This window comes from Paraburkholderia agricolaris, assembly GCF_009455635.1.
Lineage (GTDB): Bacteria > Pseudomonadota > Gammaproteobacteria > Burkholderiales > Burkholderiaceae > Paraburkholderia > Paraburkholderia agricolaris.
On the sequence record NZ_QPER01000002.1, the window covers coordinates 3,236,973 to 3,253,633 of the forward strand.

A 16,661-nucleotide genomic window follows, 5' to 3' on the forward strand; every position below is an offset into this window, starting at 1 on the left:
ATATCAATGGGAGACGAGAGTCATGCAACGGTTTGAGATGTATATCAACGGCGAATCTTGCCAGTCCGGTTCGGGAGAGTGGTTCGATACGGAAAATCCGTTCACGGGAGAAACCTGGGCGCAGATTGCAAAAGGCAACGGGACCGACGTCGACCGCGCGGTCCTTGCGGCGCATACCGCGTTCAGTACAGGACCATGGTCACAGATGTCTCCGAGCCAGCGAGGCCTGCTGCTTCATCGGGTCGGCGACCTGATCGCACGAGACGCAAAGCGGCTTGCCGAGCTCGAAGTTCAGGACAACGGCAAGCTCATCGCGGAGATGCTCGGCCAGTGCCAGTATTTGCCCCAGTGGTATTACTATTTCGGCGGCCTGGCGGACAAGATTCAGGGTGCGGTCATTCCGCTCGACAAGAAAGGCTATTTCAACTTCACGCGCAACGAACCGCTGGGTGTCGTCGCCGCCATCACGCCGTGGAATTCGCCGCTTTTGCTGGCTACGTGGAAGATTGCACCCGCGTTGGCCGCAGGTTGCACGGTTGTGATCAAACCGTCCGAGTTCACGTCGGCTTCCACCATCGAGTTTGCGAAGCTCTTCACCGAAGCCGGCTTTCCACCGGGCGTAGTGAACGTTGTGACCGGATTCGGTGCGGACGTTGGCTCGCCTTTGGTGGAACACCCGCTGGTCAAGAAGATCACGTTCACCGGCGCAGACTCCACAGGCCGCGCGATCAACGAGGCGGCAGCGCGTCAATTCAAACACGTTAGTCTCGAACTCGGCGGCAAGTCACCCAACATCGTGTTCGAAGATGCCGATCTCGAGGACGCAGTGAATGGCGCGGTTTCCGGCATCTTCGCCGCGACCGGACAGACCTGTATTGCCGGTTCGCGGCTGTTGCTGCAAGAAAGCATCTACGATACGTTCGTCGACAAACTCCTGAGGCTGGCACGTACCGCGAAAATGGGCGATCCGTCGAATATGGATACACAGGTCGGACCGGTAACGACGCGTCCTCAATACCAGAAGGTTCTCTCGTACATTGAAACCGCAAAGCAGGAAGGGGCGACGCTGCTGCTCGGTGGAAAACCTGGGAGCGCACCTGAATGCGGTAATGGCTGGTTCGTCGAGCCGACCATTTTCGGTGACGTGAACAACAGGATGCGAATCGCGCAGGAGGAAGTTTTTGGCCCCATCCTGTCGATCATCAAGTTCAAAGACGAAGACGACGCGGTTGCACTGGCCAATGATGTGCGCTTCGGTCTGGGCTCAGGGGTATGGACGAAAGATATCGGCCGCTCCATTCGTGTCGCCGAAAAGCTGCAGGCCGGCATGGTCTGGGTGAACAGCTATCGCGCGGTGAGCTACATGTCACCGTTTGGCGGCTACAAGGATTCGGGACTTGGTCGCGAGAATGGTATCGACGCGATCCGCGAGTATCTGCAAACGAAGAGCGTCTGGATCAATACGGGGGTCAAGACTGCAAACCCCTTCGTCATGAGATAAATGTGACAATGCCCCGCGGCGAACCGCGGGGCATTTCCAGATTCGATCAGTATGACGAACGGATCACTCGACGAGCATGTTTCAGGACTTGATCCCTTGTGCCGCTTTGGTGCTCGGCGCCCGGACCTCCAACGTGACCCCTGCCCCTTCGTTGACCGTCTTGAAGTACGTGAAGCCGCTTCGATCATCGAGGCGCCCGCGTGCCAGAACATCCAGCCCCATGTTCGCAGCCTGTTCCTCTGCTTTATCGCAGCTCTCCACAGAGAAGCCAAGATGAAATACGCCCTCTCCACGCGTTTCCAGAAAACGTCGTTGCGGCGTGTCTCCGTCTCCTGGCTGGCAAAGCTGTAGCTGAGCGTTGTCGATGTTCGCGAACTTATAACGCATCTTCAGAAAGGCTGGGCGCTCGTAACCGTCCAGTTCGTACGCATCCATCGGCGGAAAATCCGTCCACGGACCGACTCCGATCGATTCGTAATACTTCACGGCCTTCCCGATATCGCGAACCACGATGCAGACGTGGTGTAGCTTCTGAAACATGGGCAGCTTTTCCATCGTGTGTTTCACTCCTCGTCAGGTTCAATGCCGGGCCACAGAAACGCTCGAAAGCAGCGGCAGCCCGACGTCACAGCGGATCATCCCGCCTTCGCAATCTTCTTCGGCGTGTAGGTTTGCGCCGCCTCGTCGTGCGACTGGCCGACGGCAGGGTTCCACTGAAAGCCGGAACGGGCCACGACGCCTGGCTTCAGACGCTGGTCCGGACCAAAGTCGGCAAAGGGGTGAAAGAACAAGGGCTGCGTGCTCTCGATCGCACGCAACCGCTCCGCGTAGGAATCGAGGTATGCCTGCCGGTCTTCAGGGCTCACACGGCCAGGCATCCATGCCACGTGCGGCGGCAGCACTTCGAAGCCGAGGTAATTGAAGATTCCGTTGTGAATCGGCCAGAGAATGTGATTGATATCCCCGTCGACACCGTCCGGCTCGTAGAGGCTCGCGGCCGTTCCCGTCGTGGTCGAAACCATTGCCTTGCGGCCCTTGAACATGCCGGTCTCGTATTTGCGCCCGGTCGCATAGGCGAATCCGCGGGTCATCACGCGATCCACCCAGCCCTTCAGGATCGCGGGCATGCCGAACCACCACATTGGATACTGGAAAATGATCAGATCGCTCCAGAGCACCTTCTGTTGTTCGGCGTAGACGTCAGGCGTTGGTTTCGTGAACGTCGCGAACATATGTTCCTGTTCCGCCGACAGATCGAGGAAATCAGGATTGAGACGCTCGCCCACGAAATCTTCGACGCCGAGCTCGGGCCGCCAATTCAGTTGATACAGGTCTGTTACCTGAACCTCATGTCCTTGCGCCTTCAAGGTCGAGACAGCCGTATCTTTCAGCGCACCGTTGAACGACCTGGGTTCAGGGTGAGCGAAGACGATGAGCACTTTCATGTGAAAACTCCATAAAAACCAGTTCTTTGAGCGTGCCGGCCGGTGGCCTACGCTTGAATTCGTTCCGTGTGCGCGGCAGTCATTCCGCGGAATCGCAGCCGGCAGGCTCGGGGATCGCTTCCCATTCTGGAACGCAATCCCTGTGGCGGCGGTCCAGACGGTTTACAACATTCTGGATCCTGGCGAAATTCCGGTCTTGAGGAGGCTCGGTCAATTCGTGCGGAATTCTGCACATTTCATGAAGACAAGACTTATTGAGCCAGCCGAAAATCCCACTCAATAAGGGGGTCCAACTCTTCAACCGGATCCACAACGCTGCGGAGAATTGCCGCAATCCGCCTGTTCGGAAGCCGCGTGGCAGGAAACACGCAGCCCACGTGCGCCGGATCATCGCTCAGGCCGCATCGAGCTGGGATGTCTCGCCCTCCAGATAAGCGGCCCGCACGGCGGGGTTGGCCAGCAGTTCGGCACCGCTCCCCTCGAGGGCAATCTGCCCGTGCTGGAGCACGTAGCCTCGATGCGCAACGCGCAACGCATGATGCGCATTCTGCTCGACAAGCAGAATCGTCATCCCGAGTTGCTCGTTCAACTCCCTGATAACCGAAAAGATCTTCTTGATGAAAATCGGCGCGAGCCCAAGCGACGGCTCATCGAGCAACAGCAACCTGGGCCGCGACATCAATGCGCGGCCTATCGCAAGCATCTGCTGCTCTCCTCCTGACAGCGTACCGGCACGCTGCGAAGCTCTGCTTCTCAGGATGGGAAACATCTCGTACATGCGCTCGAGATCATCCACGGTCCGGCGATTGCCTGACGTATCGCCCATCAGCAGATTCTCGAGAACCGTCATCCGTTGAAAAATGCGGCGCCCTTCGGGCACGACCGCAATGTCGAGCTTGCCGATCGCATGCGATGGCAGATTCGAAATAGTCTGTCCGTCGAATTCGATCTTCCCACCGCTGGCCCGCGGATAGCCGAAAACGGTATTCATCAGCGTCGACTTGCCTGCGCCGTTCGCGCCGATCAACGTGACGATCTCACCGGTCTTCACATTCAGACTGACCCCGTGTAGTGCCTGGACGCTGCCATAGTGGGCACTGAGTTCGGTAACCTTAAGCATGAGCTGATTTCTCCTGCGATGCTTCACCGAGTGACGGCGTCTCGTCGTCCTCGCCGAGGTATGCGCTGATCACATCGGGATTCACCTTGATGTCGGCCGGCAAGCCCTCTGCAATTTTCTTCCCATGATTGGGCACGACAATATGGTCTGAAACCTTCATCACAACGCTCATATCGTGTTCGATCAGTAATATCCCGATGCCTTGCTCCCTCGCGAGAGAGGTCAACAACGCGGTGAGTTCTGCCGACTCGCGCGGATTGAGGCCTGCAGCAGGCTCATCCAGACACAGCAGAATGGGGTTCGCGCACATCGCGCGCGCGATCTCGACGCGACGCTGCACCCCATATGGCATATCACCGGCAGGCTTGTTAGCTATATCCCGAACGCTCAAACGCTCGAGCCACGTCAAAGCGTTGTCTATCGCCTCGTCGTTCGCGCGTCGAAAAGACCTCGCATTGAATGCGCCGGCAATCGAGAACCTGGACGCTTCCTGCAACACATTGTGCTGGGCAATCATCAGGTTCTCGAGCACGGTCATACGCGGGAACAGCCGTATGTTCTGGAACGTCCGGACGACCTGGCCAAGCCGCGCCACGTCGACATTCCGCATCGCATCCAGCCGAAGCGCCCCATGACGGGGATGCCCCAACGTGATGGCACCCGTGGTCGGCTTGTAGAAGCCCGTCAGGCAGTTGAAAAACGTCGTTTTTCCGGCGCCGTTCGGCCCGATCACCGACGTCACCGCTCCTGCGCGCGCCGTCATGGAAAGGTCCTCGATCGCGCGAAGGCCGCCGAACTGCATCGTCAGGTTCTCTACGCTGAGCAGCGATGTGGATGCGTTCATCGTTTTGCCTCCACGCGAGGCGCGCTGACCGTCGCACGGCGATGGCTGATCAGACCGCCTGGGCGCACGACCATGATAAACACCATTGCAACACCGAAAAGCAGCATTCTGTACTCGGAGAAATCACGCCCTAACTCGGGCAAAATCACCAGCAAGGCCGCCGCAAGAACGACGCCGAGCTGGCTTCCCATACCGCCGAGCACCACGATCGCGAGAATCGTGGCCGACTCCGAAAAGGTGAAGCTCTCTGGCGAAATGAACCCCTGCCGGGCGGCGAAAAACACGCCGGCGAATCCCGCCAGCATTGCGCCGGTTGCAAAGGCAGACAGTTTCACATTCGTTACGTTGATCCCCATGGCTTTGCAGGCGATCTCGTCTTCGCGCACCGCTTCCCACGCGCGCCCCACGGGCAGCCGTCTGAGCCGCGAGACGAGAAGATTCGTCAGCAGCGCGAGTGCGAGGATCAGGTAGTACAGAAAAACGACTCGCTGGCCTGGCGAGTATTCAAGACCAAACACGGTCGCGAAGGTCGGACCCGCACCGGACGCCTGCATGGGGAGCCCGAAAAAGGTTGGCTTCGGAATCGAAGACACGCCATTGGGACCGCCGGTCACGTCACCCCAATTCACGAGTATCAACCGTATGATTTCTCCGAACCCGAGCGTGACAATCGCCAGATAATCGCCTCTGAGCCGGAGAGTCGGATAACCCAGCAACATGCCGAACGCCGCTGCGAGGCCACCGGCGATCGGCAGACACTGCCAGAAACCAAAACCGAAATGTGTCGACAACAAACCGTATGTGTAGGCGCCTACCGCATAGAACGCGACATAACCCAGGTCCAGCAGTCCTGCCAGCCCGACAACGACATTCAGGCCCCAGCCAAGCATGACGTAGATCAGTACGGTCGTCGCTGTATCGACGACATAGCGGTTGCCGGCGAACAACGCGGGCAACAGCACGGCGAACGCCACGCATCCGGCACCCACCCAGACAAGCGAGCCATTACCCGTGACTTGAGGAGCGGGTCTGGCCCGCGACCGGCGTTTTGAAAAGAGACTGAAACGTTGCAGCAAAAGCTGCATGACGATGCGTCCGGCAAATGCGATCGCAACGAAGGCCGCCAGCAGCGCCCAGCGCGTCTGAACCTGCAGACCATTGCCACCATCTCGCGTCGTCAAACCCAGCATAGGCAAGCCGACGAGGCCCGCGACCAGCGCCGCGCCAAGTGCATCCTTGAGGCGGAAATGTAGATTCGTTTGCTGCATGACTGTCGAACTCATCACACCTTCTCCACTTCGGGTCGACCGAGAAGCCCGGACGGACGAAACATCAAGACCACAATCAGGATGACGAAAGTGGCCACATCCTTGTATTCGGGCGAGAGGTAAGCGGCCCAGAATGCTTCGATCAAGCCGATGATCACACCGCCCAGCATGGCTCCGGGAATCGAACCAATTCCACCGAGCACGGCTGCGGTAAACGCCTTGATGCCCGCTTCGAATCCGATCGAGAAATCAATCACACCGTAGTACAGCGTCACCATGACCCCTGCGACGGCCGCCAGTGCGGCGCCAATCATGAACGTCAGGGCGATGATCCGATCGACGTTGTAGCCGAGGAATTGCATCATCCTTTGATCCTGCTCACAGGCTCGCTGCTGCCTGCCAAAAGGTGTTTTATTGATGAACAACGTGAAGGCGCACATCAGCAGAATCGTTACTGCAACAATGAGAATTTGCACGTACGAAATGTATGGCCCGTGAAACTGCTCACCTGAGAAAAGGTTCACCCCTCCGCTCACAAGCGGCTGGATGGACTTGACTCGTGCGCCTTGAGTAAGCTGAACCATGTTCTGCAGGAAAATCGAAATTCCGATCGATGAAATCAGCGGCGCAAGACGATTGGAGCCACGCAGCGGCCGATAGCCGACACGCTCGACGGTCCATCCGAATACGGACGTCAGTGCGATCGATACGATCAACGTAATTGCAATGCTCGCCACGACCGACGAGACCCCGCTGCCAGCAAGCAGCGTGAAGCACGTCACGGCGATGAACGCGCTCACCATGTATATATCGCCATGAGCGAAATTGATCATGCCGATAATGCCGTAGACCATCGTGTAGCCGATCGCGATCAGGCCATAGACAGCGCCCAAGGTCAGCCCATTGATTAATTGTTGCAGTGCCTGGCTCATGTCCTCTCCGGTGAATCTGCTGCAGAGGCGGCGCAGTAGAACGACGCGCCGCCTCTTTCCTTGCTACAAAAACTGGACAGGACGCGTCACTTCACATAGTCGTAGTTGTTGCCCTTCCACCGGTAGACCACATAGCCTGGGCTCTTCAGATCGCCTTTCGCGTCGAAGTCCACCTGGCCGACTACCGTGCTGAACGATGCGTTGTGAAGCTGCTTTACGATCGCCGCATAGTCGGTGGAGTTGGCTTTTTTCGCAGCCTCTGCAAAAACCTGCATGGCGGCGTACGAGTACAGCATGTAGCCCTCCGGCTCGATCTTCTGCGCGCGAAACGCCGCCACCACCTTTGCCGCTGCCGCACTCTTGCGCGGGTCGGGTGGGAAGGTGAACAGAACCTTGCTGATCTCCGGTCCAGCCGCGGTAACCAGTTCATTGTTCGTGAGTGTGTCGCCGCCGAGGACCGTCAGATCCAGCCCGGCCTGGGCCGCCTGGCGAAGGATCAGCGCCACTTCCTGGTAGTAGCCGCCGTATGCAAGGATTTGAATGCCGTTTGCCTTCAGCTTGCTGACCAGGCCGGAGTAGTCTTTCTCGCCGGCCGTGATCGACTGGCGCAGCGCCACGGGTGTCTGCTTCGCCGCCAGATCTTTTGCAATCTCGTCCGCCAGACCACCGCCATAAGCCGTCTTGTCGTCAATGACGGCGATTTTCTTGCCCTTGAAGTTCGCGGCGATGTAGTCGGCCGCGACCTGTCCTTGCTGGTCGTCCCTGCCCGTGATCCGGAAAACCCCCTTGATGCCGCGCTCCGTGATTTTGGGGTTGGTCGACACAGTTACTTGGGGAATCTGCGCGTCGTTGTAGACATCCGACGCGGGCAACGTGGAACTGGAGCACCAGTGGCCATCGACGAACGCCACCTTCTTGTTGACGAAACTGTTGGCGACGGAAACTGCCTGCTTGGGATCGCAAACGTCATCACCGACGACCAGGTCGAGTTGCTGCCCGAGCAAACCACCTGCCGCATTGATGTCTTTCACCGCCTGTTCCGCGCCTTTGCGAAACTGGTCTCCCCCCGACGCATACTCCCCCGTCATCGGACCTGCCACTCCCACCACAACGCTTGCGTCCGCGGTGGCCGCGCAGGCTAGCGCCACACCGCCCATGCTGAGTGCCGCACCTAATTTAACCAATCCTTTCCGGCCGTTCATAACCATCTCCAAGAGCAGGCTTCGATGCAGGAACGAACAGGTCTCGGCTATCGTTCCTGAGTGTCGCCTCGCATTCGTTCACGAGGTAGAGCGCAGGTTGCCGACGCCAAAAACAAGTTGGAATTTGATTGTTCGAAAGCGGGGATTAGGTGCAGGCTAAAGATGCGGAATGCCGCGGTACTTGCACGGCAAAGCGCATAGTTCCGCGGTTGACCAGAGATAATGGCCGAGTAAACGACTAGTCGGCAAACTACGCGTACTTATCGCCGACAGTGCTGCGGATAGGATACGTGTCGTACACGATTATCATGCGTTCGATGAGACCATCGACGTCGAACTCGAACACATCGACGCACTCGAAGCTCGCCGTCGAACCGTCTTTGAGCACCCAGTCGTAGATGAAGTAACCTGTCGCGCGCCGAGCGCCCGTTGTGCTTACGCAGATGTCGATAGGTGTGATCGTGCTGGCTCCCGATGCTTCGCTGACTTTGGCAAAGAACGGTGCAGCTTGCTTCCAACCAAGAAATGGCGAGAAAATCTGTGCGTCCGGTGCGAACAGAGCGCAGATCGCAGCAACGTCGCCGCGCTCCAACTCTTTGAGGTAGGTACGAACTTGCTGCGTATAGAGTAATTCCGGCGATGACACCACAGTAACCTCCGATAATTCGTTAAAGATGCGGCCCGGTCAAACGAGCACGCCCCTGGTTAAAATACGATAGCGACGCACCGATGACCGAACAATCGAAAAATTCGCAAGCGGGGTATGCACCCGGAACATACCCGCTGGCCGATCTGACCCGCACGCTACCGTCGCTAGCCGGAATTCAGGCGTTCGTCGCTGCGGCGTCTCTCGGCAGCATCAGTAAGGCCGCAGATCATCTGTGCCGCACGCAGGGAGCGGTCAGTCGGCAGATCCAGCAACTGGAAGCGCACTATCAATGTGCACTGTTCGTGCGTCACGCGTCAGGGCTGGCATTGACAGCAGAGGGAGACGCGCTGCTTACGGTGGCAGTCAAAGTGCTGACGCAGCTCGTTCAGCATGCTGCAATTCAGCATGGCGGGGCGTCGGTGCTCACGGTGCGGTTACCGTCCACGTTTGCGATTCGCTGGTTGCTTCCGCGGCTGACAGAAATCAATAATGCGCTGGGCGGCACTGAAATGCGCATCTCGACATCCGCTGACGACGTGCCGGATTTCACCGCGCCGGATGTCGACGCCATTGTTGTGCGTGGCACCGGACAGTGGGTCGGCGCAGAAGCGGTACCGCTGTTTGCCGAGACGCTCGCGCCAATGTGCGCACCCGCATTGGCAGTGTCTCTCAGATCGGTCGCCGATCTTGCGGACGTGACTTTGCTACATCCTGGACCTGGTTATGCGGAATGGCGTGGTTGGCTTGACAGTGTCGGGGCGACGTACATCAACGCTCGACAGGGTCTTGTATTCGACACACTTGAATTGACGCTCACTGCCGCAGCGGAAGGTCATGGGGTTGCAATCGGCGACCCACGCATGGCGCAAGACAAGCTTGAAGCGGGCTTCCTGACGACACCGTTTCGCGAGGCATTGCGAAACGGCGCGTCGTACTTCCTGGTATATCCATCTCAACGTGCAGCACAGCCGGAGATTCGTGCGCTTGCCGACATCCTCGTGCGATTGGCGCAAGAAGTGTGACTGACGCGAGTACGCCAGACAAAAGGCGATCGCCACATGCGTTCGTCAATCCATCAGCCGCGTCATTGGAGCTGGAGCCGCTTGCGTCGCTCAATAATATGGAATCTGACAATACAATCCCCTTTATGGCACATATACCTGACTCCCTATTCGCTGAACGCATTCGCGCCAGCTTCATGCGTCAGAATGCGATGACGTTGATCCAGGCGACTATGCCCGTGGTTGAACATGGCCACACCGAAATTCACCTACCGGTTTGGAATGGTGTCGAGCAGCAGCATGGCTTCGTACATGGCGGCGTAGTGGGAATGATTGCCGACTCTGCTGGCGGATATGCGGCTATGACATTGGTACCGGCCAGCGCTTCAGTCTTAACCGTCGAATACAAGCTGAATCTGCTTGCCGCGGCCGACGGCAACAGCCTCATTGCCCGTGGCCGGGTAGTCCGTCCCGGCCGTACGCTTATCGTCACTCAGGCAGAAGTATTCGCCGTCAAAGGCGGCGATGAAACGCTATGTGCGTTGATGCAACAAACCATCATGGTGATGCATGGCAAGGTAGAGAAGTAGATCGAGGTTGAGCGCGCCCGGCGCAGCATGACGACTTTGCGTGTAGTTGCACCCCGCTCGCCTGCGGAAGCCTGAAACCTTGGCCAACCCCACAGATGCGCACGAAGTGTTGCTCCGCATCGGGCAGGTGGACCCGGTCCTTTTTCATTGCGCTCCGTGCGTGAGCCAGATGCTCTTGCGAGTTGCACCCAGTCAGAACGTGAAACGAGTAGCTCCTCCCCGTTTAAAGCTTGGGAGCAAGCGAGCACCCTCCTTTTTAATAACGAGTAGAAAATATGGCTGGATATCTTCATCAAGGCGAGAGCGCCGCAAGCCGCAAAGCGGTCACCGTGTCTTCGCTATTGAATATGAAAAATGCAGGCGAAAAGATTGCAATGCTGACCTGTTACGACGCCAGCTTCGCATCGTTGATGGATCGCTGTGGCGTTGATATGGTGCTGGTGGGCGACTCGCTCGGCAACGTACTGCAGGGTCACAGCACGACATTGCCGGTCACGCTGGCGGATATTGCCTATCACACAGCGTCGGTCACTCGAGGAAACCGATCTGCCTTTGTGGCTGCCGACATGCCATTTGGTACGTATGCAACACCGCAATCCGCATTCGACAATGCTGTGAAACTGATGCAAGCGGGTGCGCAGATGGTCAAACTTGAAGGGGGCGCCTGGCTGGTCGATACCGTCAAATTTCTCACTGAGCGTGGCGTACCGGTTTTCGCTCATCTTGGCCTGACGCCGCAGTCCGTGCATCGACTCGGTGGGTTTAAGGTACAAGGGAAAAAAGCAGAAGACGTGGAGCAATTGAAAGCCGATGCCATTGCACTGCAGGCAGCAGGCGCATCGCTTCTCCTTCTTGAGGCCATTCCCACTTCCGTCGGCAAGGAGGTGACTGAGTTGCTGGATATCCCGACAATCGGCATCGGGGCTGGTCCAGACTGTTCGGGGCAAGTGCTGGTAATGCACGACATGTTGGGCGTCTTTCCCGGCAGGACCGCTCGCTTCGTACGCAACTTCATGCATGGGCAGTCGAGTATCGAGGGCGCTATCCGCGCCTATGTTGAAGCAGTGAAGGAGAACCTGTTCCCCGCGTCCGAACACTGCTTTTAAGCACGGCAAGGATAAAAGGCTTTCTTCATTTCCATGGAGGACCGCGCACGGCTTGTGCACCAACGACAGTTGGGCTGCAAGAACTAGCGTGAGCGACCTTCGAATTCCGTCGCTTCCGCCCAATTTCGCCGCTCTTGCGACCTGGAAGAAGTCAGAACAATCGGCGCGTCGACGATAGCCTGACAGAACGCCAGCAAGGCGTTCCGGCGGAAGGCAGCCGATTCCAACAGTTGCCTGCAAAGCCGCACCAGGTTTGACTCCCGCTCTGCCCGAACACGACCTACCCATCATCCTACCCACACAGCAAAATCAATAGCTCAAAACGCCCACGGACCGCTTCCAATGCGGTTCTTGCTAGTGGGCTTCAAGTGCTCTCTCAATTATTCCCACTCGGCTGCACATACCCGGCTGGCCGCTGTGCTGTCGGGCCCTCAGCGACTTCATGAGCACCGATACCGACTTTTTATTCCAGCTTTCAGCAACTCGCATTGGACAATCGATACCATTTCAATTCAAAAATCGCATTGATGCTCGCCCATGACGAGCACATAGTCCTGATCGAACAAATGCGCCCGCGGAGATGCCGTTCGGTGTGCAACTCCGCAGTCTACATACGACAACGCAGCAAAACTCGTGCAGACAGATATCAGACCGGCGCCCATTCCTATCTGGAAAATCCCATGACAATCACGGTGGATTGCGCATTTGAACAAAGACCAAACTCTGTACGTTGTCGTACCGCTTTGTGCCGCGCGTGCGCGTAGCGTGTCTTCTATCGTCGACCAGTGGGGAGAAATCATGCTTGGACGAATCTTCAACTGGAGCACCTGCGGATCGTGTCTGGTATTCGGTGTGGCGCTCTCACTTCTCTCGTCGTTTTGAAAATCAGACCGGGAGGCGCCATGACAGACAGGACCATATCAAGCAAGACACACGACGCTCACATGAGTGTCAACGATCACGTAGCCGATGGTTGGGTGGCAAGCGTGTGCGTCGTTCCGAAAGGTGCGCCAAAAGGCAATGAAACCATCAAACTCGCCACGCTCTTCGAAAGTGAAGATCTCGCATGGGAATCGGCTGAGACGCTTGCACGTGCGGAGCTCAACAATCGGAAATAGCACGCGGCCACACTTCCAAACCTTATCAGGCACAGCAAAGCAGCCTGCTGCCTTTCATTTTCTCAAGGAACAATCGCATGACTCCCTATGACGTCGTAATCGCGGTCTTCGATGACCACCGTAAGACCGATGCCGCCGTGCGCAAGTTGATAGACGGCGGCTTCGATATGAAGAATTTCAGTGTGGTTGGCAAGGGTTACCACACCGAAGAAAAAATCGTCGGTCTCTACACGATCGGCGATCGCATGAAGATGTGGGGCAAGTACGGCGCCTTCTGGGGCGGCCTGTGGGGCCTGCTGATAGGCGGCGTGTTTCTGACGATTCCGGTGCTCGGGCCGATCGTGGTGCTGGGCCATCTCGCCGTTATCATCGTGTCGACGGTGGAAGGGGCAGTTGTTGTCGGCACCCTCAGTGCTTTGGGCGCAACGCTCGTCAATGCTGGGTTGCCGAAAGAAAGAGTGATCCATTACGAGGCCGCCATCAAGGCCGATGGATTCATCGTGATGGCTCACGGCACGCCGGATGAAATGGCGCGGGCAAAGGCCGTGCTCACGACCTACCAACCGACACTTCTCGATTGGCACGAAGGCGTCACGCCCACCGAGCCCGCCACTCCCGAAACTGCCTGATGGGTCGGTACGGCGTCGCCGGTCATGAGGAGCACACGTTCATGGACGGCGACGATTCAGGAAATCAGCGCGCGCACCTATTTCAGCGGTATCGCAGCGGGACTAACAAGCGGCACGTCATGAGCAATCGCCCAGTCGCTGCGTCGCACATGGTGGATGATCAACGGAATGCCTGCGAACACAACGATGCCGAGCACGACCAACCCCGTGTAAAGCCATGGTGAGCCGACCGGCAACTGGTCCGGCGGGAAGAACGATACGACGAAACTGAACAGAACGCCGGCGAAGCCTACACCGGCCGTCAGCCACATGCCGGCTGATCCTCCGGGGACCGTGAAGGGACGTGGCAAAGCTGGTGCGGAGTAACGCAACCGGATCGCCGCCGCATACATCAACATGTAAGCGATCAGGTAAAGCGCGATCGTCATCGCAGAAATCAGGAAGAACGCGACCGAGACATCACGGATCACGAAGTAGAAGCAGGAAATGACGGTCACTATCAGACCTTGCGCCAGCAGAATATGAGTCGGCATGCCTTTGTTATTCTTCGCCTGAAGGAGCGGCGGCAACTCGCCCTCATGCGCTGTCTCGAGCAGGCCGCGCGACGGGCTGCCGAGCCATGCCAGCACGCCGCTGATTGCACCGACGCCGACCAGCAGCGACAAGCCCGACACAGCCCAGTTCATGTGCCAGATGTCGGCAAGCACGGCGCCAAACGAGTCGAACACGCCGGATTGCAGCGAGATCTTCTGGTACGGCAGGATTGCCGCGATCGGCAATGCACCAAGTGCGAAGATCAGCACCGAAATCAGCGCCCCCAGTCCTATGGCCGCCGGATAACCGCGACTCGGGCTGCGCATGTCGATCACGTGAACCGCCTGCACCTCAACACCGGCAAACAGCAGCACGATGCCGGCAAGAAACGAGATCGTTCCGAAACCGTGAATCGCGGGCCAGTAACGGGAATGACCATCCTGAGACAGTGCCGCATCGTTCAGGTGTTGCCAGCCGAGCGGGTGGCCGCTGCTGATCCAGTAGCCGAGCAGCCCCAGCAGCACCACGCCCGGTACGATGGTGCCGATCACGAAGGTCCAGTTGGCGATCTTTGCGAAGACTTCCACGCCTTGCAGCACGACCCACGTCGCGAGCCAGTACGCGACGATGCAGAAAATCCCCACGTAGACACCGTTCTTCGCCAGCTCCGGCCGCCCGATCGTGTACGCGAGCGCTGCCGCGCCGAATGTCAGCGCGACCGGAAACCAGACCACGTTCTGGATCCATTGCAGCCAGATTGCAAGAAAACCCCACCGTGTGCCGAACGCTTCCGCGACCCACGTATAGATCCCCCCGCGCCGGTCCGCAAAAGCGCCGCCCAGTTCAGCCGAAATCAGCGACGCCGGGATCAGATAAAAAACCACGGTAAACGCGAGATAGACGAACATCGTCATCTCCTCCTTCGCCAGCAAAGGAAGTCCGCGCAGGCTGGTGACCACGGCTGCGGCTGTCATCAAACCAATCGACGTGACGCTCAGATACTTACCGCGCTTTGCGGTGTCTGCGGCCGGCAACGCGGCCGAGGTGGTAACGCTGTTATCCATTTCGTGCGCTCCTGTAACGAGGTGACCTCAATCGTGATGGAACGTAGGGCCGGCGGTGGAATGCAGCACCGGATTCTTCGTCAGATGCTCGACCGCGTGCCCGATGTCCTTGAGCAACATCGCCGCCATATCGCGGGTCACGCCGCGCCGGATCAACACGCGCTGTACGACGGTGTCCTCGCGCCCCGCAGGCAACTTGTACGAGGCGATCTGCCAACCGCGCATGCGTACCTGATCAGACAGATCGAACAGCGTAAAGCCCGCTGTTTCAGGATGCTTCAGCTTGTAGCAGACAGCCGGCAACGCGCCGCGCCCGTCGTAGATCATCTCCAGCGCGTCGATCTTCGCGAGACCGTCGGCCAACGCTTGCGCGGTGTCGGCGCATTCCTGCTGGATATGTCGATAACCTTCACGGCCCAGGCGCAGCAACATGTAGTACTGCGCGATGATCTGTCCGGCCGGCCGCGAGAAATTCAGGGCAAACGTCGGCATGTCACCGCCCAGATAGTCAACGCGGAAGATCAGGTCGTCGGGCAAGTCCTGCGTGCTGCGCCAGACTACCCAGCCGACCCCGAGCGGCGCGAGCCCGTACTTATGACCCGACGCGTTGATCGATTTGACGCGGGGCACGCTGAAGTCCCATTCGAGATCGGGCTGGATGAACGGTGCGACGAAACCGCCGCTAGCGGCATCGACGTGAATCGGAATGTCGAGTCCAATATTGGTTTGCAGGGCGTCGAGCGCGGTCGCCAGCGCCTTCACCGGTTCATAAACGCAGGTGAACGTGATGCCAAGCGTGGCCACGACACCAATGGTATTCTCGTCGCAATACTGGGCCAGATCTTCCGGCCGCAGTCCGGTCGCGTCGCCGCTGAGCGGAACCTGCCGCATCTCGACGTCGAAGTACCGGGCGAATTTTTCCCAGCACACCTGCACCGGCCCGCAGACGAAGTTCGGCTTGTCGGCCGGTTTGCCTTGGGCTTCCTGGCGCTTCTTCCACTGCCACTTGAGCGCGAGACCACCGAGCATGCAGGCCTCGCTCGACCCCGTCGTTGAACAACCGGTGGTCTTCCAAGACTTCGGGGAATGCCACAGGTCGGCAAGCATATGCACGCAACGCATTTCGATCTCCGCAGTTTGCGGATACTCGTCCTTGTCGATCATGTTCTTGTCGATCGACAGATCCATCAGCCGGCGAACCTCGTCGTCGGCATAGGTGGTGCAAAACGTCGCGACGTTCTGTCGCGAGTTGCCGTCCATGAATAACTCGTCACGTACCAGATCGAATACCGCGCGGCGGTCGGACGAGGTCTCTGGAATCCGGTACTTCGGCAGCGAAGAGCCGGAGATCGTCGCGGCGTATTCGTCTGCAACAGCATCGGGCGTAGCGGGAGGGGATTTTAGAAAGGTCATGTCGTGACACTCCTTGCTTGAAATGAACGCGGAAGGTGCGAGAACGAGCACCCGAGCGAAGGGAAAGGGGATGTTGGGCAGACGGGGAAGCTTCCGTACTCACGGTGCGCGCACGACGGATCGAAGTCGGTACGGTGCCGTACTGCATTGCGGCATTCCAGGTGATCCGTTCATTGCATTACACCGGCATTGAGCGCAAGGTAGTGCTATTCACTGCGCTGTGCTACTCGACCGTATTCGACGCT

16 protein-coding genes are annotated in these 16,661 nt (G+C 58.2%); 6 read left to right on the top strand and 10 right to left on the bottom strand.

The window, feature by feature from the left end:
• Positions 1 to 22: 22 nt before the first annotated feature.
• Complete coding sequence (locus GH665_RS35775) at positions 23 to 1,501, top strand: aldehyde dehydrogenase (protein ID WP_153141762.1); 1,479 nt, start codon at positions 23 to 25, stop codon at positions 1,499 to 1,501.
• An 81-nt stretch (positions 1,502 to 1,582) separates the two neighbouring features.
• Here GH665_RS35775 and GH665_RS35780 read toward each other — a convergent pair whose 3' ends face one another.
• From GH665_RS35780 to GH665_RS35815, 8 genes are all read right to left on the bottom strand, one after another.
• Complete coding sequence (locus GH665_RS35780; protein WP_153141763.1) at positions 1,583 to 2,056, bottom strand: VOC family protein; 474 nt, start codon at positions 2,054 to 2,056, stop codon at positions 1,583 to 1,585.
• Between the two features lie 80 nt (positions 2,057 to 2,136).
• Complete coding sequence (locus GH665_RS35785) at positions 2,137 to 2,946, bottom strand: NAD(P)H-dependent oxidoreductase (RefSeq protein ID WP_153141764.1); 810 nt, start codon at positions 2,944 to 2,946, stop codon at positions 2,137 to 2,139.
• Positions 2,947 to 3,340: 394 nt separating this feature from the next.
• Positions 3,341 to 4,066, bottom strand: a complete 726-nt coding sequence (locus tag GH665_RS35790) for an ABC transporter ATP-binding protein (protein WP_153141765.1) — start codon at positions 4,064 to 4,066, stop codon at positions 3,341 to 3,343.
• A complete protein-coding gene (locus GH665_RS35795) occupies positions 4,059 to 4,910 on the bottom strand; it encodes an ABC transporter ATP-binding protein (RefSeq protein WP_153141766.1) in 852 nt (283 codons plus the stop codon). Before GH665_RS35795 ends, GH665_RS35790 begins: the two co-directional genes overlap by 8 nt.
• The gene (livM, locus tag GH665_RS35800; RefSeq protein WP_153141767.1) at positions 4,907 to 6,193 is read right to left on the bottom strand and encodes a high-affinity branched-chain amino acid ABC transporter permease LivM; all 1,287 of its coding nucleotides are present in this window, start codon (positions 6,191 to 6,193) and stop codon (positions 4,907 to 4,909) included. The genes GH665_RS35795 and livM overlap by 4 nt, the downstream gene beginning before the upstream one ends.
• On the bottom strand, positions 6,193 to 7,110 hold the full coding sequence (locus GH665_RS35805) for a branched-chain amino acid ABC transporter permease (RefSeq protein ID WP_153141768.1): 918 nt from the start codon (positions 7,108 to 7,110) through the stop codon (positions 6,193 to 6,195). Before GH665_RS35805 ends, livM begins: the two co-directional genes overlap by 1 nt.
• An 86-nt stretch (positions 7,111 to 7,196) precedes the next feature.
• Positions 7,197 to 8,267: a branched-chain amino acid ABC transporter substrate-binding protein gene (locus GH665_RS35810; RefSeq protein WP_246216479.1), complete on the bottom strand. Its 1,071-nt coding sequence runs from the start codon at positions 8,265 to 8,267 to the stop codon at positions 7,197 to 7,199.
• Positions 8,268 to 8,562: 295 nt separating this feature from the next.
• The gene (locus tag GH665_RS35815) at positions 8,563 to 8,961 is read right to left on the bottom strand and encodes a nuclear transport factor 2 family protein (protein ID WP_153141770.1); all 399 of its coding nucleotides are present in this window, start codon (positions 8,959 to 8,961) and stop codon (positions 8,563 to 8,565) included.
• 80 nt (positions 8,962 to 9,041) lie between these two features.
• On the opposite strand from GH665_RS35815, the gene GH665_RS35820 reads away from it, so the two are divergent.
• The 5 genes from GH665_RS35820 (at position 9,042) to GH665_RS35840 (ending at position 13,405) form a co-directional block, all read left to right on the top strand.
• Positions 9,042 to 9,983: a LysR substrate-binding domain-containing protein gene (locus tag GH665_RS35820; RefSeq protein ID WP_153141771.1), complete on the top strand. Its 942-nt coding sequence runs from the start codon at positions 9,042 to 9,044 to the stop codon at positions 9,981 to 9,983.
• 125 nt (positions 9,984 to 10,108) lie between these two features.
• Positions 10,109 to 10,552 (top strand): PaaI family thioesterase, encoded by a 444-nt coding sequence (locus GH665_RS35825; RefSeq protein ID WP_153142473.1) that lies wholly within the window; start codon positions 10,109 to 10,111, stop codon positions 10,550 to 10,552.
• A 275-nt stretch (positions 10,553 to 10,827) separates the two neighbouring features.
• A complete protein-coding gene (gene panB / locus GH665_RS35830; protein ID WP_153141772.1) occupies positions 10,828 to 11,658 on the top strand; it encodes a 3-methyl-2-oxobutanoate hydroxymethyltransferase in 831 nt (276 codons plus the stop codon).
• Between the two features lie 944 nt (positions 11,659 to 12,602).
• Positions 12,603 to 12,776: a hypothetical protein gene (locus GH665_RS35835; protein ID WP_153141773.1), complete on the top strand. Its 174-nt coding sequence runs from the start codon at positions 12,603 to 12,605 to the stop codon at positions 12,774 to 12,776.
• Positions 12,777 to 12,853: 77 nt separating this feature from the next.
• On the top strand, positions 12,854 to 13,405 hold the full coding sequence (locus tag GH665_RS35840; RefSeq protein WP_153141774.1) for a general stress protein: 552 nt from the start codon (positions 12,854 to 12,856) through the stop codon (positions 13,403 to 13,405).
• A gap of 77 nt (positions 13,406 to 13,482) precedes the next feature.
• On the opposite strand, the gene GH665_RS35845 is transcribed toward GH665_RS35840, so the two are convergent.
• A complete protein-coding gene (locus GH665_RS35845) occupies positions 13,483 to 15,003 on the bottom strand; it encodes an amino acid permease (protein ID WP_153141775.1) in 1,521 nt (506 codons plus the stop codon).
• A gap of 27 nt (positions 15,004 to 15,030) precedes the next feature.
• Complete coding sequence (gad, locus tag GH665_RS35850; RefSeq protein ID WP_153141776.1) at positions 15,031 to 16,416, bottom strand: glutamate decarboxylase; 1,386 nt, start codon at positions 16,414 to 16,416, stop codon at positions 15,031 to 15,033.
• Positions 16,417 to 16,661: the final 245 nt, after the last annotated feature.